Origin of the sequence: Bacillus sp. NMTD17 (assembly GCF_002998735.1) — a bacterium.
Taxonomy (GTDB): domain Bacteria; phylum Bacillota; class Bacilli; order Bacillales; family Bacillaceae; genus Bacillus.
In genome coordinates, this window is sequence record NZ_PVRH01000002.1 from 778,934 (window position 1) to 803,845 (window position 24,912).

A 24,912-nucleotide genomic window follows, 5' to 3' on the forward strand; every position below is an offset into this window, starting at 1 on the left:
TAGTCTTGACTTCCTACGACATTATGCTTATTAATTCGGCAAAATTTATTTTTTTTTAGGGTTCTTTATATTTCATTTTCATTACACAATCATGACAAAATAAACGCATCTTGTCATGGATAAATGATACATTCATTTCTCTTTTTGGTCCATTCTATGTAAAGTGGACCTTTACAATTTTAAAGTGAACTTTACGATCCTGTAAATGGGAATCCACAATTCTGCTCTACCATTGTAAACGTAAGAGCGATACATAAACAATGAGGAGGCAAAATGAATGAGTGTGTTGAAAAGCTCGAAAACGAAAATCGCTGCAGTAGCGGCAGCATCTGTGCTATCGATTGGCATTTTTTCAGGGATTGAATTTGGACAGGCTGACAAAGCAGAGGCTAAAAAGAAGCCAAAAAATGACGTGCAAAATGTGATCGTGCTGATCGGGGATGGCATGGGAACACCTTATCTTTCAACTTACCGTTCATTTAAACACAACGGAGACCTTTCAAAACAAACAGCGTTTGACCCTTACCTCACTGGCATGCACAAAACATACCCTAACGACTCTAAAAGCAATATCACCGATTCTGCCGCAGCTGGTACAGCTATGGCAACTGGTAAAAAGACTTACAACAATGCGATCGGTGTAAATAAAAACGGCAAAAAATTAAAAACAGTTCTAGAAGAAGCAAAACGGAAGGGAAAATCTACAGGTCTTGTCGTGACCTCTGAATTAACAAATGCCACTCCTGCTGCGTATGCGGCTCACGATGTATCGAGAAAAAACACAGCAGCCATCGCTGATGATTTCTTCGATGAAAAAATCGGAAAACAGCATACAGTCGATGTCATGCTTGGCGGAGGTCTTGTCGATTTTGTCCGGAAGGATCGTGATTTGACGAAAGAATTCAAGCAAGCCGGATATGATTATGTCACCAATAAAGATGCCTTACAAAAAAACAAAAATCAAAAGGTGCTAGGCATTTTTGCTGACGGTGGTCTTGATAAAGCGATTGATCGTGATAAAAAGACCCCTTCCCTGCAAGACATGACGTCCTCAGCCATTAAACAGCTGTCTAAAAACAAAAAAGGATTTTTCCTTATGGTTGAAGGCAGCCAAATTGACTGGGCTGGACATGATCATGATATTGTCAGTGCAATGAGTGAAATGAAGGATTTTGAAAAAGCATTTGAAGAAGCCATTCGTTTTGCAAAAAAGGATAAAAATACGTTAGTCATCACCACTGCCGATCATTCAACTGGCGGACTTTCCTTCGGAGCAGACGGCTCGGGCAGCTGGGATTACAAACCGGTAAAAGCAGCGAAAAAGACGCCTGACTTTATTGCAAACAAAATTGTCAGCGGCATGCCTGTTGAATCAGCGCTGAAACAATATATCGATCTTGAATTTACAAAAGAAGAAATAGCCTCCATTCAAAAGGCTTCTGAAACAAAGGATGCTGTTAAAATTGATGATGCGATTGAAGAAGTGATCAACATGAGATCACATACAGGCTGGACAACATCAGGTCATACGGGTGATGAAGTTCCATTCTTTGCATATGGCCCAACAAGCCAAAAGCTAAAAGGTCTGATGGAAAACACCGATCAAGCAAAACACATTTTCAAACTGCTGAAAAACCAATAAAACGGGCAAAAAAAGATGTCTGCTAAGAGACATCTTTTTTTGGTCTTTTTTAAGCGAGATATTTCCTATGAACCCCTTTTCCATCATACGAAAACATGACTTCTTTTCCTTCAAGAACTGATTCGATATGCACACTTCTTCCCCATAGCTGATGCAAATAAGGGAGTACTTTTTCTAAGTATTTCAGATCTAGTTCAATGCCTTCATACCAATGTTTAATATAGAGTTCATTGTTTTTTAAATAGTCGCCATCCATCACGGTCAAATAAGGAAAGCCGCCATTGACCCTCATGCTGACTAGCTGATCACGAACAGCCTTCCATTCTTTATCGATGACTTTATAGTCTCTCCCTTGTTTTTGAAACAAGTACAAATCTTCTCTCATCACAAGGTCTTTTGTTAAGTAATTTCGAATAAAGGAAATATCTGATTCAATTTCCCTGACTTCAAACATTTTGCTGCGGCCCGATCCTTCTGTCACCCCTGCTTTTTTTAATTCTTCACATGGGTTGTCATAGCGCTCTTCGATATCTTCAAAAATCTTCAGACCTAAATAGTAAGGATTGATGCCTGTTTTAGATGGCTGCACCACGCCTGCATTTAATTTGGCAAACTCAATCGATTCACTTGAATCTAAATCAAGCTCACGCATAATCCGCTGATGCCAATACGATGCCCAGCCTTCATTCATAATCTTTGTTTCCAGCTGCGGCCAAAAATAGAGCATTTCCTCCCTCAGCATGGTGAGGACGTCCCGCTGCCACGGCTCTAGCTCCCGGGAGTGCGCCTCAATAAAGAGCAAAATATCTTTTTCCGGCTTTGGTGGAAATTGCTTGACGATTTTCTTTTTCTCATGCGTCTTCGGCTCATCCATTCCCCACAAATCATCATACGGCGTCTGACGTTTTGGTTTATCATCTTCACATTCTTCTTCATCGTCCATATTCCAGCTTAGTTTTGAACGAACAAGAGACGGATCAATATGCTCCTGTAGAGCCAATACGGCGTCTAAAAAGGATTCCACTTCTTTTGTTCCATGAAGATGCTCATATTCTTTGATCCGCTCTGCCGCTGCTGACATGCTTTCTACCATGTCTCGTTTTGTGTTTTGGAAACGGCAATTATTTTTGAAGAAATCACAGTGTGCCAGTACATGAGCCACAATTAATTTATTTTGAACAAGCGTGTTGTTATCAAGCAGAAAGGCGTAGCAAGGATTTGAATTGATGACCAGCTCATAAATTTTGCTTAACCCTAAATCATAATGAAGCTTCATTTTATGAAATTGCTTCCCAAAGCTCCAGTGGCTGAATCGTGTTGGCATTCCGTATGCACCGAACGTATAAATAATTTCCGCGGGACAGATTTCATACCTCATCGGATAAAAATCTAGACCAAATCCATCTGCAATTTCTGTAATTTCATCAATGGCTCTTTGTAAAAGACGTTTTTCAGATACGCTCAAGGAAACCATCCCTCCTCATCGGACTTATCCCTACTATATGATCGCACCTAAAAAAACATGATGTTCCGCCATTCGTTTAGACGACTTCCATTTCTTTCGTGGATTGCCCGCCGAATTGCTCGAAATGAATATTCTGTTCTGGAATTCCCAGCTCTTTTAGTATATGAATCATCTCCTGTGTAAACACCGGGGAACCGCATAGATAAAATTGGCCTTTTCCTTCTCCAATCACTGATTGAAGGAATGGACGGTCAATGCGGGAAACTGCCTTCTCAACAAGCTCACCCTTACCAGGCTGTACAAATTGTTCATTACATAAGATGATGCGACCATGAGAAGCTGCAGCTAGAACGCTTTCAAATTCATTTTCAAAAGCAGTTACATCCTCTAATCGATCTGCATGAATCATTGTAAACGGCTGGCTGTTTTGCGCTGCTGTTTTCATTAAACCGATCATTGGTGTGACACCAGAACCAGCACTAATAAAATAAACAGGCTCTTTAGTGTCTTCTTGCAAACAGAACATTCCCTGCGGCATACTCACTTGAAGAACGTCCCCTTCTTCCATTTCATCATGCAAAAATGTAGACACATGACCATCACGCTTTACTGTAATGCGGTAATAAGAAGGATGATGCTGATCTGATAAGCTATATTGTCTGCTGCACATATAAGCTTCACCCGGCATATCTGCCTGTACCGTAACATATTGGCCTGCTTCATACATTGGCAGCTCTGATTCATCTTCTGGTACTAAGTAAAAGGAGATCAGCGATGGAGATTCCTGTACCTTTTTCTTAATCACAAACGGCTTCACATCTGCCCATCCGCCAGTTTGCTTTACATTCTCCTCCATCATTTCTGCTTCAATCGTGATAAAAATATTTGCAATAATGTCATATGCGGCCTTCCAAGCTAAAAGCGTGTCATCTTTTTCCGTTAAACCAAACACTTCTTTCATCGCTTCAATGAGGTGATATCCGACGATTGGATATTGCTCTTTTTTGACCATCACACTGACATGCTTATGGGCAATCTGTTTGACCGCAGGAAGTAATTCTTCTAATCGATCGATGTGCAGTGCTGCTTGATATAGTGTCGCAGCAAGCGCCTCTGGCTGACTTCCGTTCATGAGGTTTGTTTTATTAAATTGATTGAGTAGTTCTGGGTGCTGCCGAATCATATTTTGATAAAAAACAGTCACAAGTTTGGTTCCCTCAGCTTTTAATAGAGGGGCTGATTGTTTAATGGCATTCATTTGATCTTTAGATAACATCGTCATTCCTTCTTTCAAAAAGGTGTATTTTAAATACATCTTTATCGTAATGGATGACAGCTTATAAAAGCAATATTTATAATACATGTTTTAAATGTTGTCACATTTAACACTTTCTCGAACAGTTTTTGTCTAAAATGTGTTACGATGATACAAAACTCTATCAGGTTTAGAGGTCGTCAAAATGAAACTAACGAATTATACAGATTTCTCATTAAGAGTACTCATTTATTTAGCATCAAGAGAAAACAATGAACTGTCAAATATTCAGCAGATCGCCGATGTTTATGGCATTTCTAAAAATCATCTGACTAAGGTGATTTATCATCTTGGAAAACGCGGGTATGTGGAAACGATCCGTGGAAGAAATGGCGGGATTAGGCTTGGGAAAAGCCCAGAAAGCATTAATATTGGAGAAGTTGTCCGTTATACTGAGGATGATTTAGTCATGGTTGAATGCTTTGATTCAAAGAAAAACAGCTGTATCATCTCTCCGATTTGTTCATTAAAGCATGTACTTCATGAAGCACTTACTGCTTACTTACGCGTTCTTGATCAATACACATTAAAAGATTTAACTCAAAACAAAGATGCTCTTAGAGAGCTCCTCCTTTAGGCGAAAGAATTCTTTTCTTTCGTCTTTTTCTTTACCTTCTTGTAATAATAATTAATTTAAAATTATTATAAATAAATATTGACTATCAGGTTTGATTTAATATAATTAGGGTATATAGATTACTAGAAATCATTTTTTTGTTTACAGGAGGAGAAAAGAATGACAAATTCAAATCATAAAAATTTGACAACGAATCAAGGCGTGCCTGTTGGCGATAACCAAAACTCAAGAACAGCTGGTCACCGCGGACCTACATTTCTTGATGATTACCATTTGATTGAAAAACTTGCACACTTCGATCGTGAACGTATTCCAGAGCGTGTCGTTCATGCAAGAGGCGCCGGCGCTTATGGTGTGTTTGAAGTTGAAAATAGCATGGAGAAACATACAAAAGCTGACTTCTTAAGTGAAGAAGGAAAACAGACAGACGTTTTTGTTCGCTTCTCAACAGTTATTCATCCTAAAGGTTCACCTGAAACATTGCGTGACCCGCGCGGCTTTGCTGTCAAATTTTACACAGAAGAAGGTAACTATGATCTAGTTGGTAACAACTTGCCGATCTTCTTTATACGTGATGCATTGAAATTCCCTGATATGGTTCACTCTCTCAAGCCAGATCCTGTAACCAATATCCAAGATCCTGACCGTTATTGGGATTTTATGACCTTAACACCTGAATCAACTCATATGCTCACATGGCTCTTCTCTGATGAAGGAATCCCTGCGAGTTACGCTGAAATGCGCGGTTCTGGTGTGCATACATTTAGATGGGTCAACAAATATGGAGAAACAAAATATGTGAAATATCACTGGAGACCTTCAGAAGGTATTCGCAATTTATCTATGGAAGAAGCAGCAGAAATCCAAGCGAATGATTTCCAGCATGCGACAAGAGACTTATATGACCGCATTGAAAATGGCCATTACCCAGCATGGGACTTATATGTCCAGCTGATGCCGCTTAGCGATTATGATGACCTTGACTATGATCCATGTGATCCAACAAAGACATGGAGCGAGGAAGATTATCCGCTTCAAAAAGTAGGACGCATGACACTCAACCGCAATCCTGAGAACTTCTTTGCTGAAACAGAGCAATCTGCTTTCACGCCAAGTGCACTTGTTCCAGGAATCGAAGCATCAGAAGATAAACTGCTTCAAGGCCGTCTGTTCTCATATCCTGATACGCAGCGTCATCGTCTTGGTGCAAACTACATGCGCATTCCGGTGAACTGTCCTTATGCACCAGTACACAATAATCAGCAGGATGGCTTTATGACAACGACTCGTCCAAGCGGTCATATTAACTATGAACCAAACCGTTACGATGATCAGCCAAAAGAAAATCCTCACTACAAAGAAAGTGAGCAAGTTCTTCACGGTGACCGTATGGTGAGACAAAAAATTGAAAAACCGAACGATTTCAAACAAGCTGGGGAAAAATATCGAAGCTACTCTGAAGAAGAGAAGCAAGCATTGATCAAAAACCTAACAGCTGACCTGAAAGATGTAAATGACAAAACAAAATTACTTGCGATCTGCAACTTCTATCGTGCAGACGAAGACTACGGACAACGATTAGCCGATTCACTTGGTGTGGATATTCGCTCATACCTTCAAGGAAGCATGAAATAATTGATCCGTAATGAGCACCTCTTTATTAGAGGTGCTTCAGATTGACAAAGGGCTAAAATGAGCTTTATTTTGGCCCTTTGTCTTCTTTTCAGCGTGATAGAAAACCTTTGCAGTCTAGGAAGGACGAGTACTGGTGCGGAGCGAATTTGACATTCGTGAGCACCGGCACGCAAGGACTGACACCGAATGCGAGGGTTTGTCTACACGCTGGAGCACCTCTTTATTAGAGGTGCTTTTTTTATAGCCGGAATACGTTAATACTAATCAAATGACCGGTCACCGGGTGAAAATAGATTTCTGCATGTGCGGCAAAAAGCGTTGAGCCTTCCTTCACGGTGACGCGAAACACATCTTTTGTCTGATCTTCATTTACTTGTGTGCGCCCAATATATTGATAATCGTTTAAAGCGGCGCCTTCATATTCCTCTTGCAACGCTGTGTACGCAAGTCTTTCCCAATTTTCAACAGGCTGCATCGCTGCATTTGCTGCAGGATGGATCATGAAAATGCCATACAAAACCATTCCTGCTGCAAAAGGCATCCACCATTTCGGCTGCATAATATCATTGATCTCACTTTCATGTATATTTTGTTTATGTTTTGCTGGTCGATCCTTTTTCATACATGAAGCATTTATTCAGCCTAAAATTCCCGGTACATGATTAATGCGGACACCAACTTTTCCCCTGAAAATGTCGATATGTTCCGAGCAAACTAATGAGGACTTCTCAAGGGAAAGGAGAAGGTTTGATGAATGTGGCGGATTATGATAAAGCACTTTATTATACGCATCGCTCGCAATGGGATAATTTACTTATTCTTATGGTACGTACGCAAGATGACTTGCTCTCGAAACGTATTGAGCATTTCTTACACGCGTATCAATTTAACCGGAACGATGCTGATGTTGAAAAATGTTTATATGGGCTCCTGCAGTACATTGACCATGCTTCAGAGGCTGCTGCTTCTGAAGTTTATTCACAACCGATGTACACATAAAGAAAAAGGCTGATTATCAGCCTTTTTACATACACTTAGCAGTGCGCAGTGATTGGAAGCATAAAGTGGTCTTTTACCCATTCTTTTTTTGTATAAATAAACAGCGCATCCTCGTCATTTGGCGCCATAACCACATGTAAGCCGTCAATTGACGTATCAGGTGTGAAATAGAATATCACTTTTTCCGTCGTTTCATTCACAATATGTGCAACAACTTCTTCTATATTTTGCGGCTGGAGAGAAATGATATCAAAGACATGTATGGTTTCATTTTCTTCATTCATCAGGACAATGGTATCCAACGCTTCAATATAGAAAATGGCATCCGGCCAAACGAATGTAAAATAAAACATCAATAAGCTGCCATGGTCTTCAGCATCTAATTTCATTGATCCCGTTTGACGTTTTTCTGCGAACTGTTCAAGTAATGGCAGGTCATGTTCCAACGTCAGCTGCTTTTTGCGCATGTCCTTTTTCATTTGAATGGCGCTTTTGCCGATATTTAGACTAAATTCGCTTTCGTGGTAACGGGTAAAGCCGAATCTTGGATAAAAATCCAGTACAGTTTCATTGGCAAAAAGAAAAATCATATCATAGTCATTTTCGTACGTATCCATAATATGCTGCATTAACTTTGTCGCTAATCCTTTATGGCGGTAGGCTTGATCCGTCATCACCGTGCCAATTTGAACAGCTCGATACGTTTGGCCATCAATGATCAGGGACATGAGGTAGACGGAAGCGTTTGAGATCACTTTCCCGTGATGGACAAAGGAATAAGGAATATATTTTTCATCCCAGTACCCTCTTTTATACCAGTCACTAAAATCCAAATCAAATGTATTGATCGCTAACGCATTAAAGCTTTCTTTCAATTTGTCATCATGGCGATAACCATTCACTAATTCATATGTCTCCACTTTGTTCCCTCCTTTTTTAAATTCACCTTTAGTCAGCCGGTTCATCACCTCCCTCAAAATAAAAAAAGACTTGATGAGCATATACTCATCAAGCCTTTTATCGTTTCATTATTAGAAATTAGACTGGACATGCTTCTCTTTTTACGCAAAAGGGCACGTCAAATAAACCAACATCTGTGCTCTTTTTTATTCAATTCATTGAATTGAATGTGCGCTTAAAAGTTTTAGCATAACGACTAAATTCCCTTCTGTCATAGCAGCTCTTTCGGCTGATTTTTTTGATAATCCACTGCATACAGAGCCGCTTGTGTACGATCTGCCAGCTCTAGTTTTGATAATACATGAGATACGTGTGTTTTGACAGTCTTTTCAGAAATAAACAGTGATGAGGCAATTTCTTTATTGCTTTTCCCCTTTGCAATTTCGAATAAGACATCTCGCTCTCTATTGGTCAGCTCTTTCATTAACTTCCATTTTTGCTCTTTTGGCTCAGTCAAATGCTGCACAAGAAAGTTGGTGATATGAGCATCTAATTGATAGGTGCCCTTTTGTACGTCAATCATTGTCGTAAGGAGCTTTTCTGGCGCTACATCCTTGAGCTGATAGGCTTTTGCCCCTGCTTGAATAGCGGGAATAACATAATCTTTATCCGCATAGCTTGTCAGAATCACAATGCGGGTATCGGGCATTTCCAGCATCATTTGTTTCGTGGCTTCAATACCATTCATCACAGGCATCGATAGATCCATTAGAACGATGTCAGGCCGCGTTTGTCTGACAACTTCTAATGCTTCTTCTCCATTAGAAGCCTCACCAACGATTTCGACGTCAGGCTGTGTCTGCAAGAAAAACACAAGCCCTTTTCTCACAATATGATGATCATCTGCAATCACGACTCTCATGACGACCCCTTCCTTTCTTGAGAAAATGGCACCTTCACTTGAATGGTGGTTCCTTCACCGAGCTCAGACTCTATACAAAATGTTCCACCAGCTCTTTTGATACGGTCAGACATGCCTTTCAGACCAAGTGAAGGGAGGCTCATTTGCTCGTCATACTGAAACCCTTTTCCGCGGTCGATAATTTTCATCTCAAACGTGTCTTTTGATTGTTCAAGCTGGACCTTGACTTCCTCTACTCCCGCATGTTTTTGACAATTATTCAGCGCTTCTTGGCATACCCGAAACAACGTTTCATGCTGCGAATGATCCATCTCCATACAGCCTGATAACGATAATGTACAGCGTAATCCTAAAAGCTTTGCATACTCTTGAATTCCTGTAGTGAATCCTTTTTCAAGTCCTCTTGGCCTTAGCTGCCAAATGAGTGACCGCATTTCAACCAGTGCATCTTGTGACAAATGCTGAATAAAATCAATCATTTCCCCTAGATTCTGATCATTAGTCATTTGACGGGCAGCTTTAGCAGTCAGACTGACTGAAAATAGCATCTGGTTGACGGAATCATGTAAGTCCTGTGCAAGCCGGTTTCTTTCTTCCAAAAGAGCATGTTGATGTTCGTTTTGCACAAGCTTCATCCGTTGAATGGCGGTACCAATTTGAAGCGCAATGCTTTCAAGCAAGTTCAATTCTTCTTGCGTAAATGTGACTTTTCCTTTTGCCGCCACATTCAATAATCCGAACGTACGCTTACATGCTTTGAGGGGAACCGTCGCATGATGCGTAATTCCTTCAGTATCCCCAAGCTGCTTTTTCATCGCCGTTTCGATGCGTTTACAATTCATAATGTTTGTGGCAGATTGAAGTGAACCTTTTGTATATCGATTGATGCAATAGCAATCGTTTTGGCACATGAGCTGTTTTTGATGCTTTGCCAGCGCTTCGGGTAAGGAGACCTCTGCCATCAATTCGTACGAACCGTCTTTTTCTATAAAATAAATCCATGCTGAATGAAAGCCTGTGACATCCATCAGCATATGGAGCACTTCATGAAGCGTATCTTTCATTTCCGTGCCTTCATTTAGCTTTTCAGCAATTTCTTTTAACGTTTTTAATGTTTCAACCTTCTCTTGATATTCTCCCATACTGTTTACCCCCGGCATTTGCTGCCTTCTCTTTTCATTACGCTCATTATATCATGAGCATTCTGCCGGTTCTTTCGCTAAAAGGATGATTTTTTCTCATCCTTTTGACTGAGAAAAAGCCATCATGCATTCACACGATGGCCTTGTTTGTTTATTTAGCTGTTTCTTCCACAATCTCATAAACGACTTTCATCACTTCTTCTGACAGATGCTTCAGCTTTTCTTCGCTATCTGTTAAAGATGTACCTTTGACTGCAATATAAAATTTCACTTTAGGCTCAGTGCCGGAAGGTCTTAAGCAGAACCACGAGCCATCCTCAAGGAAATATTTCAGCACGTTTGAAGCTGGCAGGTGAATGGTTTCTTCTTTCTTTTCGGCAACGAGGTGTCTTTGACTTGATTGGTAATCCTCGATGACAGTGATGCGCTGACCCGCGATAGCAGCTGGTGGATTTGTTCTAAAGGTATGAAGGATCGCTGAAATTTGCTCTGCTCCTTCTTTTCCTTTTAAGGTTAACGACTTTAACCCTTCCCGGTAAAATCCAAACTCCTTGAACATATCGACAAGCGCGTCGTACAAGGACTTGCCTTGTTTTTTATAGAAAGCAGCGACTTCGACAGCTAACAGCGCCGCTTGCACCGCATCTTTATCTCGGGCAAAGTCACCGATCAAATAGCCATAGCTTTCTTCGTACCCGAATTGAAACGTGTATTCTCCGCTCTCTTCGAATTGCTTGATTTTTTCTCCAATAAATTTAAAACCAGTAAGCGTGTCAATCGTATGGGCACCAAATGCTGAAGCAACAGCACGCCCAAGCTCACTTGTGACAATCGTTTTCATCACAACGGGACGAGGCGGCAGCTGACCAAGCTTTTGTTTTTCAGACAATAAATAATGGAGCAGCAGGGCTCCTGTTTGGTTGCCTGTTAAGACGGTAAACTCTCCATCATGATCTCTGACCGCAATGCCTAACCTATCCGCATCTGGGTCTGTTGCAATGAGGATATCAGCATTCTGCTTTTCGCCAAGCTTGATGGCATACTCAAATGCTGCATGCTCCTCTGGATTTGGCGATGTCACTGTTGAAAATTGCGGATCTGGTTTTTCCTGTTCAGGCACAACGGTCACATGCTGATAGCCTAAAGCCTGAAGCCCTTTTCGGACAGGCTGGTTGGCCGTACCATGAAGCGGGGTAAAAACGACTTTGACATCGACCTCACCTGCCAGCTCAGGGTGGACACTGATGGTTTTTAATTTTTCAATATACGCATGATCGATTTCTTCTCCGATCATCTTGATCAGCCCTTGTTGTTTTAACGTTTCTTCTGAATCAACTGAAATCGACAGTTCATTTTCTATTGCATCTACTTCTTGAATGACTTGATCTGCTTGAAGTAGAGGCAGCTGTCCGCCGTCTTCTCCATATACTTTATAGCCATTATATTCTGGTGGATTATGACTTGCTGTTACGACAATCCCAGCAAATGCATTCAGCTCTCGAACAGCAAAGGAGAGCTCTGGTGTTGGACGCAGTTCGTCAAATACGTATGTTTGAATGCCCTGTGAAGCAAGAGTTTTGGCTGCTTCCATCGCAAATTCAGGCGATTTATGGCGTGAATCATATGCAATGGCGACGCCTCTTCTTTTTGCATCCTCTCCATGTTTCGCAATATACGCAGCAAGGCCTGCAGATGCTTTACGAACCGTGTACACATTCATTCGGTTCGTGCCGGCACCAATCTCTCCGCGCATTCCTCCAGTGCCGAACTCAAGGTTTTTGTAGAAACAGTCTTCAAGTGCTAATTGATCATCTTGATGTGCCTCCAGCCATTCCCTTAGCTCAGTATCCAGGTGCTTCTCATTGATCCATCGCTCATAATTCGTCTTCCAACTCATGGTCGTCCTCCCAGCTCTTATCATCAATAAAATACATCTACTGTTATTTTATATGGAATCATCCTTTATGTCATGCTATATCATTGAGAGATGAAGAAAATGCTGAACAAATAAAAAAGCCGATACATGATCGGCTTTTCTTTTATTCAGCATCAAGTGGTACAACTGCTTCATGGAATAGTTGATCTAATTCTGTTTGATGTTTCTGTTTTGCTGCTTCATCCCAGCCAAAACGCTCTGCCATATAGTCAACGACAGGCTGTGCATATTTTTTCGCCCAGTTGATATTAAATAATAGGCTTCCTGTTCTTCTTAAGAAGAAATCAACAGGGGTAACAGCTAATTCTTCTTCGATTGCATAGACAAGCTCTGCCAGTACATACGCTGGAATGTTTCGTTTGTCTGCTTCACCTTGAAGCTGCTCTACACGCTTGAAGAGACTGCTGACGTTTGAGCCATATTTTTCAGCGAGTTTTTGAGCAATCGGTTCTGTTAAACCAACAGATACTCCTTCTGCTGTTTTCGCTTGGACAAAGGATGCCATATTTTTAGACCCGCCTACATGACCGCCTGAAATTGGCATATGCTTTGTTTTACATGGCCCGAAGTCTTTGCCCGTTTCTTCTTTCAGTCCATCACGTACGAGATTCACAATGTGCTCAGCCATTTTGCGGTAGCCTGTTAATTTACCGCCAGCAATGGTAATTAAGCCTGAAGATGATGTCCATACTTCATCCTTACGAGAAATTTCTGAAGGGTCTTTGCCCTCTTCATGAATGAGTGGACGAAGACCAGCCCAGTTAGATTCAACATCTTTTTCTGTAATATTGAGATCAGGGAACATGTATTGAATCGCTTTGATGACATAATCACGATCTGCTTTTGTCATACGCGGATGTTCCAGCTGCTTTTTGTACACTGTATCTGTTGTTCCAACGTACGTTTTGCCTTCTCTTGGAATCGCAAAAACCATACGTTTATCAGGTGTGTCAAAGTAGATCGCTTGTTTTAATGGGAAGACTGATTGGTCGAATACTAAGTGAATACCTTTTGTATGCTGTAAGTGTTTCCCTTCTTTTGAGTGATCTTTGTCTCTTAGCTGATCGACCCATGGACCTGTCGCATTGACGATTTTCTTCGCATACACATCGTAGGTTTTCTGCGTCATGACATCTTCAATGACAACACCGACAACTTTGCCTTTATCATAAATAAATTCTTTTACTTTCGCATAGTTGACTGCTTCTGCCCCGAATTTCACAGCCTCTTTCATGACTTCGATTGTCAGGCGTGCATCATCTGTACGGTATTCAACATAGTAGCCGCCGCCTTTTAAGCCGTCCTTTTTAACAAGCGGTTCTTTTGCAAGTGTTTCCTTCGCACTTAGCATGCTTCTGCGTTCGCTATGCTTTACACCAGCTAAAAAGTCATACACTCTAAGCCCAATGGATGTTGAAAACTTACCGAATGTCCCGCCTTTATGCATCGGAAGAAGCATCCATTCTGGTGTTGTCACATGAGGACCGTTTTCGTATACAATGGCACGCTCTTTACCGACCTCTGCGACCATCTTCACTTCGAATTGTTTTAAATAACGAAGTCCACCGTGCACTAGTTTCGTTGAGCGGCTAGACGTACCTGCTGCGAAATCCTGCATTTCTGCAAGACCAACGCGCATCCCGCGTGAAGACGCATCAAGTGCTGTACCAGCGCCTGTAATACCCCCGCCAATGATAAACACATCATATGGTTTTTTTGTCATTTCCTGCAGCATTTGTTCCCTTTCTAAGCTAGAAAAAGTCATCTCTTGTTCCTCCCATGTTGTACGGTAAAGAAAAAGAGACCGCAAACACCCAAAGCGTATTTCTACACTTCGGTGCCTGCGGTCTCTCCAGTTCTCCAACCGTTCTATTAACTTACTTGAAGTATACCATACTTTTGGTTTATTTGAAAGCTTGAGCTGCTTTTACAGCCTTTTTCCACCCGCTGTATAACGAGTCACGGCTGTCCTCTTCCATCTTAGGGTCAAAGCGCTTGTCAAGGTTCCATTGTTTTGCAATGTCTGAACGGTCGTTCCAGAAGCCAACTGCTATTCCCGCAAGATAGGCCGCACCGAGTGCCGTCGTTTCATTAATTTCTGGACGCTCTACAGGCACATCCAGTAAATCACTTTGGAAGCCCATTAAGAAATCATTCTTCACAGCTCCGCCATCAACGCGCAATGTTTTTAATGAAATGTTTGAATCCTTTTCCATCGCATCTAACACATCTTTCGTTTGATAAGCAAGTGATTCTAACGTTGCTCGGACAAAGTGCTCTTTAGAAGTACCGCGTGTTAACCCGAAAACAGCGCCTCTGACATCACTATCCCAGTATGGTGTGCCTAGACCAACGAATGCCGGAACGACATATACGCCCTCTGTTGACTCAACGCGCTCTGCATATGCTTCGCTGTCTTTCGAGTCTTTAAACATTCTCAGTCCGTCACGCAGCCACTGAATCGCTGAGCCAGCAACGAAAATACTTCCTTCTAAAGCATATTCAACTTTGCCGTCAATGCCCCATGCAATCGTCGTTAATAAACCATGATCCGACTTAATGGCTTTTTCCCCTGTATTCATCAACATGAAACATCCTGTACCATATGTGTTCTTCGCCATTCCTTCTTCAAAGCAAGCCTGACCGAATAAAGCAGCCTGCTGATCTCCCGCCGCTCCTGCAATCGGAATATTTCTGCCGAAGAAGTGATAGTCTGTTGTTTCACCATAAATGTGTGAAGATGGTTTCACCTCCGGAAGCATAGATGCAGGTACGCCAAGGATATCAAGTAATTCTTCATCCCATTTCAGATCGTAAATGTTGAACATTAACGTTCTTGACGCATTGGAATAATCTGTGACGTGTGATTTACCGCCTGTCATCTTCCAAATAAGCCAAGTATCGATTGTGCCAAACAGTAAGTCGCCATTTTCTGCTTTCTCACGGGCACCTTCTACATTGTCTAAAATCCATTTGACCTTTGTACCTGAGAAATAAGCATCGATGAGAAGACCTGTTTTATTTCTAAACGTTTCATTGTGTCCTTGCGCTTTTAAATCTTCACAAATGCCAGACGTTTGTCTTGACTGCCAAACAATTGCATTGTAAATAGGTGCGCCTGTATGTTTATCCCAAACAACAGCTGTCTCACGCTGATTCGTAATTCCAATACCAGCGATTTGGTCTGCTTCAATTCCTGATTCAATTAAAGCAGTTGAAATGACCGATAGAACAGAGCTCCAAATTTCATTTGCATTGTGTTCTACCCAGCCTGGGTTCGGAAAATATTGATTAAATTCCTTCTGAGCTGTATGTGCAATTTTGCCTTCTTGATCAAATAAGATCGCTCTTGAGCTTGTTGTCCCTTGATCTAGTGCAAGAATATATTTTTCTTTTGTCATGATGTTTTCCTCCCCTTACATACTTTCATTTACAGCATTTGTTTGGTTTTTCGTAGAGACATAGAGTCCTAACAATACCACAATTAAAATAACGCTTACAATCCAAAAGGCTGGAGTGACGTTCGCTTTAAAAGCTGCATTGTAGAAAACACCGCCAAATGCACCGCCTAAAATTGGACCAATGACTGGCACCCATGCATACTTCCAATTCGATGGGCCTTTCCCTGGAATCGGCAGGATCGCATGTGCAATTCTCGGACCTAAATCACGTGCAGGGTTAATTGCATAACCAGTTGTTCCACCTAAAGAAAGACCAATTGCAACAATTAAAAAACCAACAATCAGCGGATTGACTCCGTCTGCAAATTTATTTGCACCAATCGCTAAGATTCCTAGAACCAATACAAATGTACCAATGGCTTCACTAAGTACGTTTGCAAAAGTATGCGGAATCGCAGGACCAGTTGAGAATACACCTAGCTTTGCACCTGGATCATCTGTTGCTTTCCAGTGCGGTAAGTAATGTAAAAAGACAATAATAGCACCTATTAATGCGCCGAGCATTTGACCAACAATATACATTGGAACATCAGCCCAAGGAAAACTTCCTTCTAGCGCAAGCCCAATTGTTAGTGCGGGATTTAAATGCGCTCCACTGATTCCACCCGTTGCATATGCTGCAATGGCTACTGCAAATCCCCATCCGAAAGCGATTACAATCCAGCCGGATTGATATGCGAGCGATTTCTTTAAATTAACTGCCGCACACACACCGCCTCCAAAAATGATGAGCAGCATTGTACCTACGACTTCTCCCCAAAATGGTGTCATGAAAAATTCCTCCTCTGGTTCAGTTGCCATCCCCTATGAATGTGTGTAGAAAAGATAAAGAAAAAGATCCACAACAAACATACTTTACATCAGGGTCATTTGTCACCCAGTAAAGCGCTGTTGTGGATCTCCGTTTCTCCATCACATGATATTAACTTAGTGCAATAGTATCAGAGGATGAAAACGTTGTCAATAAATATTCACATTTTCTCTTCTTCATTTTTGGAACGCTTTCCAAAGGGTGGTATTCGAGGTTGTCACAGCTGTAGCCCCTGCTTCAAGCGCTCTTTCTACATCTTCTTTTGTACGGATAAATCCGCCTGCAAATATTGGGATCCCAGCTCGCTCGCGTACTTCTGTAATTAAATCTGGTACGACTCCCGGCAACACTTCAATAAAATCTGGACGATGTTTCCCGACGAATTCCATGCTTTTTTCCATGGCACTCGTATCAAGTAAAAACATTCGCTGAATGGCATATACCTTTTTTTGCTTGGCTTTTACTATGACAGAAGACCTAGTAGAAATAATTCCTGCTGGCTTCATTTCCTGACAAATAAATTCCGTTCCATACTCATCATGTTTAATCCCGTGAATGAGATCGACATGGACAAACATTTTTTTGTGATGAGCATTTGCCTCATTCATGATGCCCTTTAGCCGGCCTAAGTGAACATCAAGTAAGACACCATATGTAAATGGACTTTTTAAAAATTCCTCAAATTGCTTCATATTGCGAACAGCAGGTAGAATAGGTTGATCATGAAAACTCATATGCCGTCTCCTTCAAAAGTGTATTGGATCAGTCTTCTCCTAACAGTAATAGAAACTCTTCTATTTTTCAATACACCTAGTGTGCCCAATACCGATTTCACTTCACATCATCTTCATAGATCTAGCTCAAAATGCTGGAAAGCATGCTTTTATTCCATAGAAAAAAGCAGAGAAGTCTCTCTGCTATAGCTGTGCCATGCTTTCTTTTAATGTGTTGATGATAAATGAGGCGTCATCATCTGTGATATTAAGTGGCGGTGCAAGTTGGGCAACATTATTATAGCCGGCCACCGTATCACCATTTTTCCCGATGATCAGCCCGCGTTTTTTACATTCTGCGATCAGTTGACCGACAACATGTGGCTCAGCTGGTTTTTTGGACTGCTGATCCTGAACAAGCTCAATGCCAAACAGCAAGCCTTTTCCTCTGACATCTCCGACAAATGGGTGCTCTTTTAACTCTTGCAAACGTTCAAGCATATCTCGGCCCAGTGCATCTGACCGTTCCACTAATTGCTCGTTTTCCATAATCTCTAGGTTGGCAATTGCCACCGCACAGGAAGCAGGGTGACCGCCAAATGTATTCACATGGCGCAGCCTGTCATACGTATCTTCTCCTGCATAGGCTTCATAAATTTCTCGTTTCACGCACGTTGCAGAAAGTGGTAAATAGCCGCTTGTAATCCCTTTTGCCATTGTGATAATATCCGGCTTTACTTCCTCATGCATAAAACCAAACCGCTTCCCTGTCCGGCCAAAGCCGCAGATGACTTCATCTACAATGAGAAGCGCTCCATGGGCTTCACAGATGTCTTTGACCTTCTTCAAGTACCCTTTTGGCGGCATTAGGATACCGCCGCCCGTAATAATCGGCTCCATAATGACCCCAGCAATGGTCTCGCTTAGTTCCCACGTCATAGCCTGATCAATCGCCGCAGCACTCGCCAAATTCTCTTGGTCCTCAGGATGACGATACACATCAGGAGGTGCAACGTGGATAAAGCCCTGACCTAATGGTTCATATTTATATTTACGCTGCGCTTGACCGGTTGCGGCAAGAGCAGCTGCTGTATTGCCGTGATACGACCGGTACCGGGAGATGAACTTTGTCCTTGTACTCTCTCCTTTTTGCGCATGATATTGTTTGACAATTTTAAATGCGGCTTCATTGGCTTCAGAACCGCTGTTAGAAAAGAAGATGACATAGTCCCCGCCAAGCCACTCATTTAGCTTTTCAGCCAGCTGAATAGCCGGCACGTGGCTTTGTGTAAGCGGATAGTAAGGCATTGTCTTTAATTGCTTATACGCCGCTTCTGCAAGCTCTTTGCGGCCATATCCGGCATTTACACACCAAAGACCTGACATCCCGTCTAAATAGCGATTTCCATGAATATCTGTCACCCATGCGCCTTCTGCCTCGTGAATAACCATACTTTCATTTTCCTTGTTTGTCCCTTTCATATGATGCCAGATCAACTGATCATCTTTCGCCTGAAGATTTTGCGCCTGCTCATGTATTTTCATCTTCCCGCCCCCATGTATCCGTTTTCATCATTAAAGAAGCTTAGACCAGTTCAAGCAGCACATTGCCTCTCCATTCATTATATGGATGAAACGTGAGGCATATGAAACTGGAACTTGACAGTTTCTTTCATTATAAAAAAGGGGGCAGGCCGATTACATTAGACAGATCGTCAACTGATTGAACACCATCATAAGACACTTTTCTTGATGCCTTGGCAAATTGAACACACTCCGCTAACGTCGATTTCCTTGCAGGAATTCATAAGCAAGAATCGCAAATTCAAGTGCCTGGCGTTTCGGCGCTTGCATCATATCCTCACCAAGTAAGGCATGCAGTTTATCCAGTCTATGATAAAGGGTTTGCCTGACAATATAGAGCTGGCTTGCGGTTTCTTTTTTAGAACCGTTTGTCTGTAAAAAGATATTCAGCGTTTGATAGAGTCTCCCGCTATTTTGATTATCGTATAAAATCACGGGCTCTAAATACTCTTTCACCATGCATTCAAGCAGACCGCTTTCCTTCATCATAGGCATGAGACGAAGCATATGTAGATCTTGGTAAAATGGACTTTCCACCCGCTGAGGCATCACTTTTTTTAAATGCAGCACTTCTTTGGCTGCTTGAAAGCTTTTTCTCATGTGCTGAAACTGTTCACAATATTGACCGATACCAAAATTGATCTCGGCCCCTCGGGGCTGCTCCCGGTCATACAATTGTTTGATGTCGTTTGCAGCCTTTTCTGCACGCTCTTTCCAGTCCTCTTTCTTTCTCGTGTTTAATAAAATAAACAAGGTTTGTCCTTGATGCTCATAAGCAATCAGATGAAAGCCCGCACGCTGAAAGATGGAGCGGCAAGATACGAGAAAGTAAAGATTTCCTGCAATTTCTTCGATTTGATGATGCTTTTGAAAGAGCAAAACTACGCAGCCAGTTGGCTTTTTCAACCCTTCTGTTTCTTCAAGGTGCTCTATGATCTCTCGTTCTGTATGCTCTTCTTGGAACCATTTTTGCAGCCATTCATTCTCTTTTGTTTTCTTCAGCTCTTCTGTATAAAGCTCTCTTAATGTTTGCTGGGCAAGAGCATTCGCTCCTTTATCCATCACGAGCAGTTCAAATTCAGAGAGTGTGTCCGCTTGATGAATGAGCACAAGATCTGCAAATGTTTGTTTGAGTGCAAGCACTTGTTTTTGCGTCACTTCGTATCCTTTTGGCACGGAAGCAAACTGTAAATAATTCATGACCAGTTCTTCGGTTGGTTTGGAAGAATCACATAAAATAATCGGCTCGCCCTGAACAGGGAGGAGTAAAAGAATCCCCCTTACGTGCTGATACACTTGATCCAAAATATCCATCTGCGGATGCGGGGTCAGTAAAAGCTCATTCAGCTTTGATGATAGTGCTTCTAAATCTGCCATCATTTGATACTGACGCTCGATCATCATTGTATGAAGATGCTGCGTGATGTTGACGAACTTCACTTCTTTTGTAAACAGAATAAGCGGAAAATCTCTTTCTTCTGCATAGGTCAGCAATTCTTCCGGCACATCGAATCTTAGCGGAACAAATTCAATACACAAGCCGGCTGCCCCTGAATCAATCAGCTGCCGTAAAAACGCTTGAAACACATCCAGTTGATCATGGAAGCCTGCGGCTGTCGTTAATATAAGCTCGCCTCCATTTAACAAATCCTCTACATCAGGCACTTCTAACACATGGATCCATTTGACCTGCCGAAACAATCCTTTTTCCCCTGCTAACACTTTTGCATGCGCAAAATGCTTCGTTTTCAATACGTCACTCACTTGGAAATGAACATCTACATTCATTCATATGTCCCCCTTTATTTGCCGCCTATCCCCTATCCCAGAGGGTGCATGGATAAAATCCATAATAAAACTGGTAATGTCACGATACTTAAGATTGTACTGAGAAATGTCGTGCTTGAGACAAACTCAGGCTTCGTTCGAAATTGTACAGCCATCAGCGTGGTATTTGCTGCTGTCGGCATGGCTGCCACTAAGATCATAATTTGTTTCACCATATCATCTACCGGTAAAATAACCGTAAAGCCAAATGCGATGAGTGGGGAGATAAACAGCTTCAGCAATACAGCATAAGAAATATTTCGATAATCCACTTGCTTAAAAGAGATCACGGCAAGCTGCATACCTAAAATAAGCATAATCGTCGGTATGGCAGCATTCCCTACAAGCTGAATACCCGTCATCAGCTCTTTAGGTAATGAAAGGTCAATCAGCTGAAATAATAGACCGATGAGCGCCCCGTAAGCAACCGGCATACGAAGCACTTTTTTCAGCACGACCTTTCCATCTCCCGCATCCTCTCCGCCCTTTGCTGCATAATACATGCCGATTGTACTCATGACAAGCTGCTGCAGCACCATCAACACGATCGCAATATCCAAACCTGCTGCTCCGAAGACAAGCAGCACAACGGGCGTGCCGTAGTTTCCATTGTTCATAAAGGATGACGACAGAATCATGGCACAATACGTTTCATTCGAATAACCATAAATACGAGATAATATAAAGACACATAAAATAAGTGCAAGACAAAGCCCGACAACAAAAATGGATAAATACACATAGTCCATCGACACTTTGTTTTGATAAAAGGTTTCAAACGCAAGAAATGGTGACATTAAATATAAAGACATTGATGAGAGCGTATGTATGTCAAAACCAATCGCCTTCTGCCCGATATACCCAATCAGAAATATGCCGAACACTGGCAGTAAGACAAGTAAAAACTCCATGCTGCACCTACTTTTCTCTAGTTGAATTCCAGATTCCTTCTGCTTCCTCATTATCATACCACTGATAAACAATAAAAAAGAAGCACCCTTATGAAAGGCCGCTTCTTTCCTCATCCATATAAAACACTTCCCACAAATGACCATCAAGATCCTGAAAGCTCCATCCATACATGAACTCATGATCCTGCTTCTCCTTAAACGGTGAACCGCCTGCTGCCATTGCCTGCTCGACAAGCTCATCGACCTCTTCTCGTGAATTGACACGAATAGAGATAATCACCTCTGATGCCTCTTTTGCGTCCACTAATTGTTTCTCTGAGATGGATTGAAAATGCCTAAGAGATAACAGCATGACGGTGATCGTGTCATCAATGACCAAACAGGCCGCCTGATCATTCGTGAACTGCTGCTCAAAGTCAAAACCCAGCTGCTCAAAAAAAGCGATAGATTCCTTCACGTGCTTTACCGGCAAATTGATATACAGATGTTTAGATTGTCGCCCCATATTCCTCTCCTTTTTGAACACATGATCTCCTTTCAGTATATTCTGCTTTTGCTCCAGCATCCCTTTGTCAATCGAAAAAATCTTATCCAATCAGATGTCCCTTTTTTAGCAGTGAAAGCGATCGCTCATGGCGCCACATTGTCTCTTTAAAAAATGTCATCAAAAAGAAGCGCCTCAACAATAGGCGCTTCCTTTCATTATTTCTTATATTCAATATGGTACACGTCTCTTCTTCGGTCTTTCAGCTGACGTACGGTCCCGTCTTGCCTTTGTCTTCTTAAAATTTCTAAATCGACATCACCAACGACAACCATCTCAATGTTTGGATTACACTCTCCTACAATCCCATCTCTTGCAAATTCAAAGTCTGATGGGGCAAATATAGCCGATTGTGCATATTGAACATCCATATTTTCGGTTTGCGGAAGGTTGCCAACTGTTCCCGAGATGACGGTATAAATCTGATTTTCAACCGCTCTCGCCTGTGCACAGTAACGTACTCTTAAATAGCCTTGGCGGTCTTCTGTACAGAACGGAGTGAAAATAATTTTCGCTCCTTTGTCAGCCGCGATCCGTGCAAGCTCAGGAAATTCAATATCGTAGCAAATTTGGATCGCAATTTTGCCGCAGTCTGTATCAAATACCCGGACCTGGTCACCAGCTGAAATCCCCCACCATTTTCTTTCATTCGGCGTGATGTGAAGTTTATATTGCTTTTCAATCGTTCCATCACGTCTAAATAAATAGGCGATATTGTAGATTTTCCCTTCCTCTTCTACAAAGTGGGACCCGCCGATGATATTAATGTTATATTTCACAGAAAGGTCTGTGAACAAATTAATGTAGTCCTCGGTATATTCCGTAATCCGCTGTACGGCAAGACTTGGTGAACGCTCTTCTAAATAAGACATGAGCTGCGTCGTAAAAATTTCTGGGAATACGGCAAAGTCAGCTGATGCATCTGATGCGACATCCACATAATACTCCACCTGATTCATAAATTCCTCAAAGGAATGAATTTGTTTCATCGCATATTGAATCACACAAATTCGAACGGGGAACGCCGATTTATAATATCTTTTCGATTGCGGGCGATAGTCGACATTGTTCCATTCCATTAACGTCGCATATGTGCTGGATGCTTTATCATCCGGCAGGTAATTCGGATTGATCCGCATGAGACTAAATTCATTTAACAGCTGAAAAGATAAAACGGGATCATAGATTTGGTGAAGCATCACCTGCTCCACATACTGGCGAGGCGTCATTTCCTCTTGGTATTTATGATAATTCGGAATGCGTCCGCCAATGATGATGCTTTTTAAATTTAATCTTCTCGCTAAGTCTTTTCTTGCTTCATACAAACGATGCCCAATTTTCATGCGGCGGTACTCAGGACCCACCATGACTTCGATTCCGTACATATTCATCCCATCAGGATTATGGTTTGTGATGTACCCATCATCTGTAATGTCCTGCCACGTGTGGCGATCATCGTATTCATCAAAGTTAATTAATAAACTTGAACAAGAGCCAATGATTTCTCCCTCGAATTCAGCACAAAACTGTCCTTCTGGGAAATGCTCAAGGTGGCTTTCAAGATGCTCTCGTTTCCAAGGGTCCATGCCTGGAAAGCATACCTCTTGCAAGGCAATGATTCGGTCAATATCCTCTTCACGGATATTGCGGATCACCATTCTTTTTTCAAACCGCGTTAAGTCTAGTTTTTCTGCCATGATGTTTTTGCCCCCTTACTGATCCTCTTTTTCAAGCTGATGGAATAGCTGGAGCAATTCGATTTCAGCCATGGATTCTAATCTGACATCATATTCTTCAAATTGCAGCGTGCTCGTCACTTTGTTTGGGACGATGACACATTTCATACCTGCCCGTTTGGCAGCTACTGATCCATTCACAGAATCCTCAAATGCCACGCAATCTTTTGGCTCTACCCCTAAGCAGCGTGCGGTTTGCAAATAGAGCTCTGGATTTGGTTTGACTTCTTCCACATCATCTGACGTGCGGATACATTCAAAGTAGTCGAAAAGACCAATCTGCTTTAGGTGATCTGACACCCATTTATAGTCTGAGCTGGAAGCAAGTCCAATCTTGATCCCGAGCTCCTTTGCTGCTTCTAAATAAGCTTCTACGCCAGGTCTTGCTGATTCGTCCTTCATTCTTTTTTGAAAACGAGAACGCCGATCTGCTGTGAGTGTCTCATGATCCAGCGTCTTCCCTAGCTGCTTTTCCAAATATTCAAATGGCTTAAAGCCTGCCTGCGTCCCAATGACATTGCCCCATACGGAAAGAGGCAGCTCTGACTCATGCTCCGCAAACATTTCTTGTAAAACCTCATATTCATGTGTTTCTGTATCTAAAATTAATCCGTCAAAATCAAATATAATCGCCTTTACCAACGAGGCCACTCCTTTTTTTACGAAAGTCTTAAACATTTACTCAATGCTATCATATCGTGAATAAAATTGACTTTCAAAGATGAATGTCTGCTAAAATGATTATGTATAAAAGGAGCCTGCACCGTTTTGTCAGGCTCCTACCCGTGTTCT

General features: G+C 41.8%; 21 protein-coding genes. 4 read left to right on the plus strand and 17 right to left on the minus strand.

Annotated features, from left to right (window positions below; genetic code table 11):
* Positions 1-277: 277 nt before the first annotated feature.
* Complete coding sequence (locus C6347_RS09110; RefSeq protein ID WP_106036602.1) at positions 278-1,642, plus strand: alkaline phosphatase; 1,365 nt, start codon at positions 278-280, stop codon at positions 1,640-1,642.
* 49 nt (positions 1,643-1,691) lie between these two features.
* Here the strand turns inward: C6347_RS09110 and C6347_RS09115 are convergent, their stop codons facing one another.
* Together C6347_RS09115 and C6347_RS09120 are read right to left on the minus strand one after the other, a co-directional pair.
* Positions 1,692-3,116 (minus strand): SpoVR family protein, encoded by a 1,425-nt coding sequence (locus C6347_RS09115; protein ID WP_374955730.1) that lies wholly within the window; start codon positions 3,114-3,116, stop codon positions 1,692-1,694.
* Between the two features lie 67 nt (positions 3,117-3,183).
* Positions 3,184-4,383 carry a globin domain-containing protein gene (locus C6347_RS09120; RefSeq protein WP_060595859.1) on the minus strand — a complete coding sequence of 400 codons (1,200 nt, stop codon included), beginning with the start codon at positions 4,381-4,383 and terminating at the stop codon, positions 3,184-3,186.
* Between the two features lie 184 nt (positions 4,384-4,567).
* On the opposite strand from C6347_RS09120, the gene C6347_RS09125 reads away from it, so the two are divergent.
* A complete protein-coding gene (locus C6347_RS09125) occupies positions 4,568-4,999 on the plus strand; it encodes an Rrf2 family transcriptional regulator (protein WP_034663719.1) in 432 nt (143 codons plus the stop codon).
* A 159-nt stretch (positions 5,000-5,158) separates the two neighbouring features.
* Entirely contained in the window at positions 5,159-6,634 is a 1,476-nt protein-coding gene (locus tag C6347_RS09130; protein WP_066031106.1) for a catalase, read from the plus strand.
* Positions 6,635-6,872: 238 nt separating this feature from the next.
* Here C6347_RS09130 and C6347_RS09135 read toward each other — a convergent pair whose 3' ends face one another.
* Positions 6,873-7,256, minus strand: a complete 384-nt coding sequence (locus tag C6347_RS09135) for a YqzG/YhdC family protein (RefSeq protein WP_060595857.1) — start codon at positions 7,254-7,256, stop codon at positions 6,873-6,875.
* A gap of 128 nt (positions 7,257-7,384) precedes the next feature.
* On the opposite strand from C6347_RS09135, the gene C6347_RS09140 reads away from it, so the two are divergent.
* Positions 7,385-7,633, plus strand: a complete 249-nt coding sequence (locus C6347_RS09140; protein WP_024426598.1) for a YhdB family protein — start codon at positions 7,385-7,387, stop codon at positions 7,631-7,633.
* 35 nt (positions 7,634-7,668) lie between these two features.
* Here C6347_RS09140 and C6347_RS09145 read toward each other — a convergent pair whose 3' ends face one another.
* From C6347_RS09145 to C6347_RS09215, 14 genes are all read right to left on the minus strand, one after another.
* Positions 7,669-8,553: a GNAT family N-acetyltransferase gene (locus tag C6347_RS09145; protein WP_060595855.1), complete on the minus strand. Its 885-nt coding sequence runs from the start codon at positions 8,551-8,553 to the stop codon at positions 7,669-7,671.
* A 251-nt stretch (positions 8,554-8,804) separates the two neighbouring features.
* On the minus strand, positions 8,805-9,455 hold the full coding sequence (locus C6347_RS09155) for a response regulator (protein WP_106031618.1): 651 nt from the start codon (positions 9,453-9,455) through the stop codon (positions 8,805-8,807).
* Complete coding sequence (locus C6347_RS09160) at positions 9,452-10,597, minus strand: GAF domain-containing sensor histidine kinase (protein WP_106071598.1); 1,146 nt, start codon at positions 10,595-10,597, stop codon at positions 9,452-9,454. Before C6347_RS09160 ends, C6347_RS09155 begins: the two co-directional genes overlap by 4 nt.
* Positions 10,598-10,748: 151 nt before the next feature.
* Positions 10,749-12,494: a phospho-sugar mutase gene (locus C6347_RS09165; RefSeq protein WP_106071599.1), complete on the minus strand. Its 1,746-nt coding sequence runs from the start codon at positions 12,492-12,494 to the stop codon at positions 10,749-10,751.
* 142 nt (positions 12,495-12,636) lie between these two features.
* Positions 12,637-14,298 (minus strand): glycerol-3-phosphate dehydrogenase, encoded by a 1,662-nt coding sequence (gene glpD, locus C6347_RS09170; protein WP_106036600.1) that lies wholly within the window; start codon positions 14,296-14,298, stop codon positions 12,637-12,639.
* Between the two features lie 139 nt (positions 14,299-14,437).
* Positions 14,438-15,934 (minus strand): glycerol kinase GlpK, encoded by a 1,497-nt coding sequence (glpK, locus tag C6347_RS09175; protein ID WP_060595850.1) that lies wholly within the window; start codon positions 15,932-15,934, stop codon positions 14,438-14,440.
* Between the two features lie 15 nt (positions 15,935-15,949).
* Positions 15,950-16,765: an MIP/aquaporin family protein gene (locus tag C6347_RS09180; protein ID WP_106048865.1), complete on the minus strand. Its 816-nt coding sequence runs from the start codon at positions 16,763-16,765 to the stop codon at positions 15,950-15,952.
* Positions 16,766-16,981: 216 nt separating this feature from the next.
* Positions 16,982-17,539 (minus strand): glycerol-3-phosphate responsive antiterminator, encoded by a 558-nt coding sequence (locus tag C6347_RS09185; RefSeq protein ID WP_034663739.1) that lies wholly within the window; start codon positions 17,537-17,539, stop codon positions 16,982-16,984.
* A gap of 183 nt (positions 17,540-17,722) precedes the next feature.
* The gene (locus tag C6347_RS09190; protein WP_106071600.1) at positions 17,723-19,063 is read right to left on the minus strand and encodes an aspartate aminotransferase family protein; all 1,341 of its coding nucleotides are present in this window, start codon (positions 19,061-19,063) and stop codon (positions 17,723-17,725) included.
* 234 nt (positions 19,064-19,297) lie between these two features.
* Positions 19,298-20,890: a PucR family transcriptional regulator gene (locus C6347_RS09195; protein WP_106071601.1), complete on the minus strand. Its 1,593-nt coding sequence runs from the start codon at positions 20,888-20,890 to the stop codon at positions 19,298-19,300.
* A 32-nt stretch (positions 20,891-20,922) separates the two neighbouring features.
* Positions 20,923-21,840 (minus strand): AEC family transporter, encoded by a 918-nt coding sequence (locus C6347_RS09200; protein WP_066031771.1) that lies wholly within the window; start codon positions 21,838-21,840, stop codon positions 20,923-20,925.
* Positions 21,841-21,928: 88 nt separating this feature from the next.
* The gene (locus C6347_RS09205; protein ID WP_066031112.1) at positions 21,929-22,345 is read right to left on the minus strand and encodes a VOC family protein; all 417 of its coding nucleotides are present in this window, start codon (positions 22,343-22,345) and stop codon (positions 21,929-21,931) included.
* Between the two features lie 197 nt (positions 22,346-22,542).
* Entirely contained in the window at positions 22,543-24,081 is a 1,539-nt protein-coding gene (locus C6347_RS09210; RefSeq protein ID WP_066031113.1) for a bifunctional GNAT family N-acetyltransferase/carbon-nitrogen hydrolase family protein, read from the minus strand.
* Between the two features lie 15 nt (positions 24,082-24,096).
* The gene (locus C6347_RS09215; protein ID WP_106036598.1) at positions 24,097-24,762 is read right to left on the minus strand and encodes an HAD family hydrolase; all 666 of its coding nucleotides are present in this window, start codon (positions 24,760-24,762) and stop codon (positions 24,097-24,099) included.
* Positions 24,763-24,912 lie beyond the last annotated feature (150 nt).

Coding starts and splice junctions, on each gene's coding strand:
- C6347_RS09110 (WP_106036602.1), top strand. CDS start 278: ATGAGTGTGTTGAAAAGCTCGAAAACGAAAATCGCTGCAGTAGCGGCA.
- C6347_RS09115 (WP_374955730.1), bottom strand. CDS start 3,116: ATGGTTTCCTTGAGCGTATCTGAAAAACGTCTTTTACAAAGAGCCATT.
- C6347_RS09120 (WP_060595859.1), bottom strand. CDS start 4,383: ATGTTATCTAAAGATCAAATGAATGCCATTAAACAATCAGCCCCTCTA.
- C6347_RS09125 (WP_034663719.1), top strand. CDS start 4,568: ATGAAACTAACGAATTATACAGATTTCTCATTAAGAGTACTCATTTAT.
- C6347_RS09130 (WP_066031106.1), top strand. CDS start 5,159: ATGACAAATTCAAATCATAAAAATTTGACAACGAATCAAGGCGTGCCT.
- C6347_RS09135 (WP_060595857.1), bottom strand. CDS start 7,256: ATGAAAAAGGATCGACCAGCAAAACATAAACAAAATATACATGAAAGT.
- C6347_RS09140 (WP_024426598.1), top strand. CDS start 7,385: ATGAATGTGGCGGATTATGATAAAGCACTTTATTATACGCATCGCTCG.
- C6347_RS09155 (WP_106031618.1), bottom strand. CDS start 9,455: ATGAGAGTCGTGATTGCAGATGATCATCATATTGTGAGAAAAGGGCTT.
- C6347_RS09160 (WP_106071598.1), bottom strand. CDS start 10,597: ATGGGAGAATATCAAGAGAAGGTTGAAACATTAAAAACGTTAAAAGAA.
- C6347_RS09165 (WP_106071599.1), bottom strand. CDS start 12,494: ATGAGTTGGAAGACGAATTATGAGCGATGGATCAATGAGAAGCACCTG.
- glpD (WP_106036600.1), bottom strand. CDS start 14,298: ATGACTTTTTCTAGCTTAGAAAGGGAACAAATGCTGCAGGAAATGACA.
- glpK (WP_060595850.1), bottom strand. CDS start 15,934: ATGACAAAAGAAAAATATATTCTTGCACTAGATCAAGGGACAACAAGC.
- C6347_RS09180 (WP_106048865.1), bottom strand. CDS start 16,765: ATGACACCATTTTGGGGAGAAGTCGTAGGTACAATGCTGCTCATCATT.
- C6347_RS09185 (WP_034663739.1), bottom strand. CDS start 17,539: ATGAGTTTTCATGATCAACCTATTCTACCTGCTGTTCGCAATATGAAG.
- C6347_RS09190 (WP_106071600.1), bottom strand. CDS start 19,063: ATGAAAATACATGAGCAGGCGCAAAATCTTCAGGCGAAAGATGATCAG.
- C6347_RS09195 (WP_106071601.1), bottom strand. CDS start 20,890: ATGAATGTAGATGTTCATTTCCAAGTGAGTGACGTATTGAAAACGAAG.
- C6347_RS09200 (WP_066031771.1), bottom strand. CDS start 21,840: ATGGAGTTTTTACTTGTCTTACTGCCAGTGTTCGGCATATTTCTGATT.
- C6347_RS09205 (WP_066031112.1), bottom strand. CDS start 22,345: ATGGGGCGACAATCTAAACATCTGTATATCAATTTGCCGGTAAAGCAC.
- C6347_RS09210 (WP_066031113.1), bottom strand. CDS start 24,081: ATGGCAGAAAAACTAGACTTAACGCGGTTTGAAAAAAGAATGGTGATC.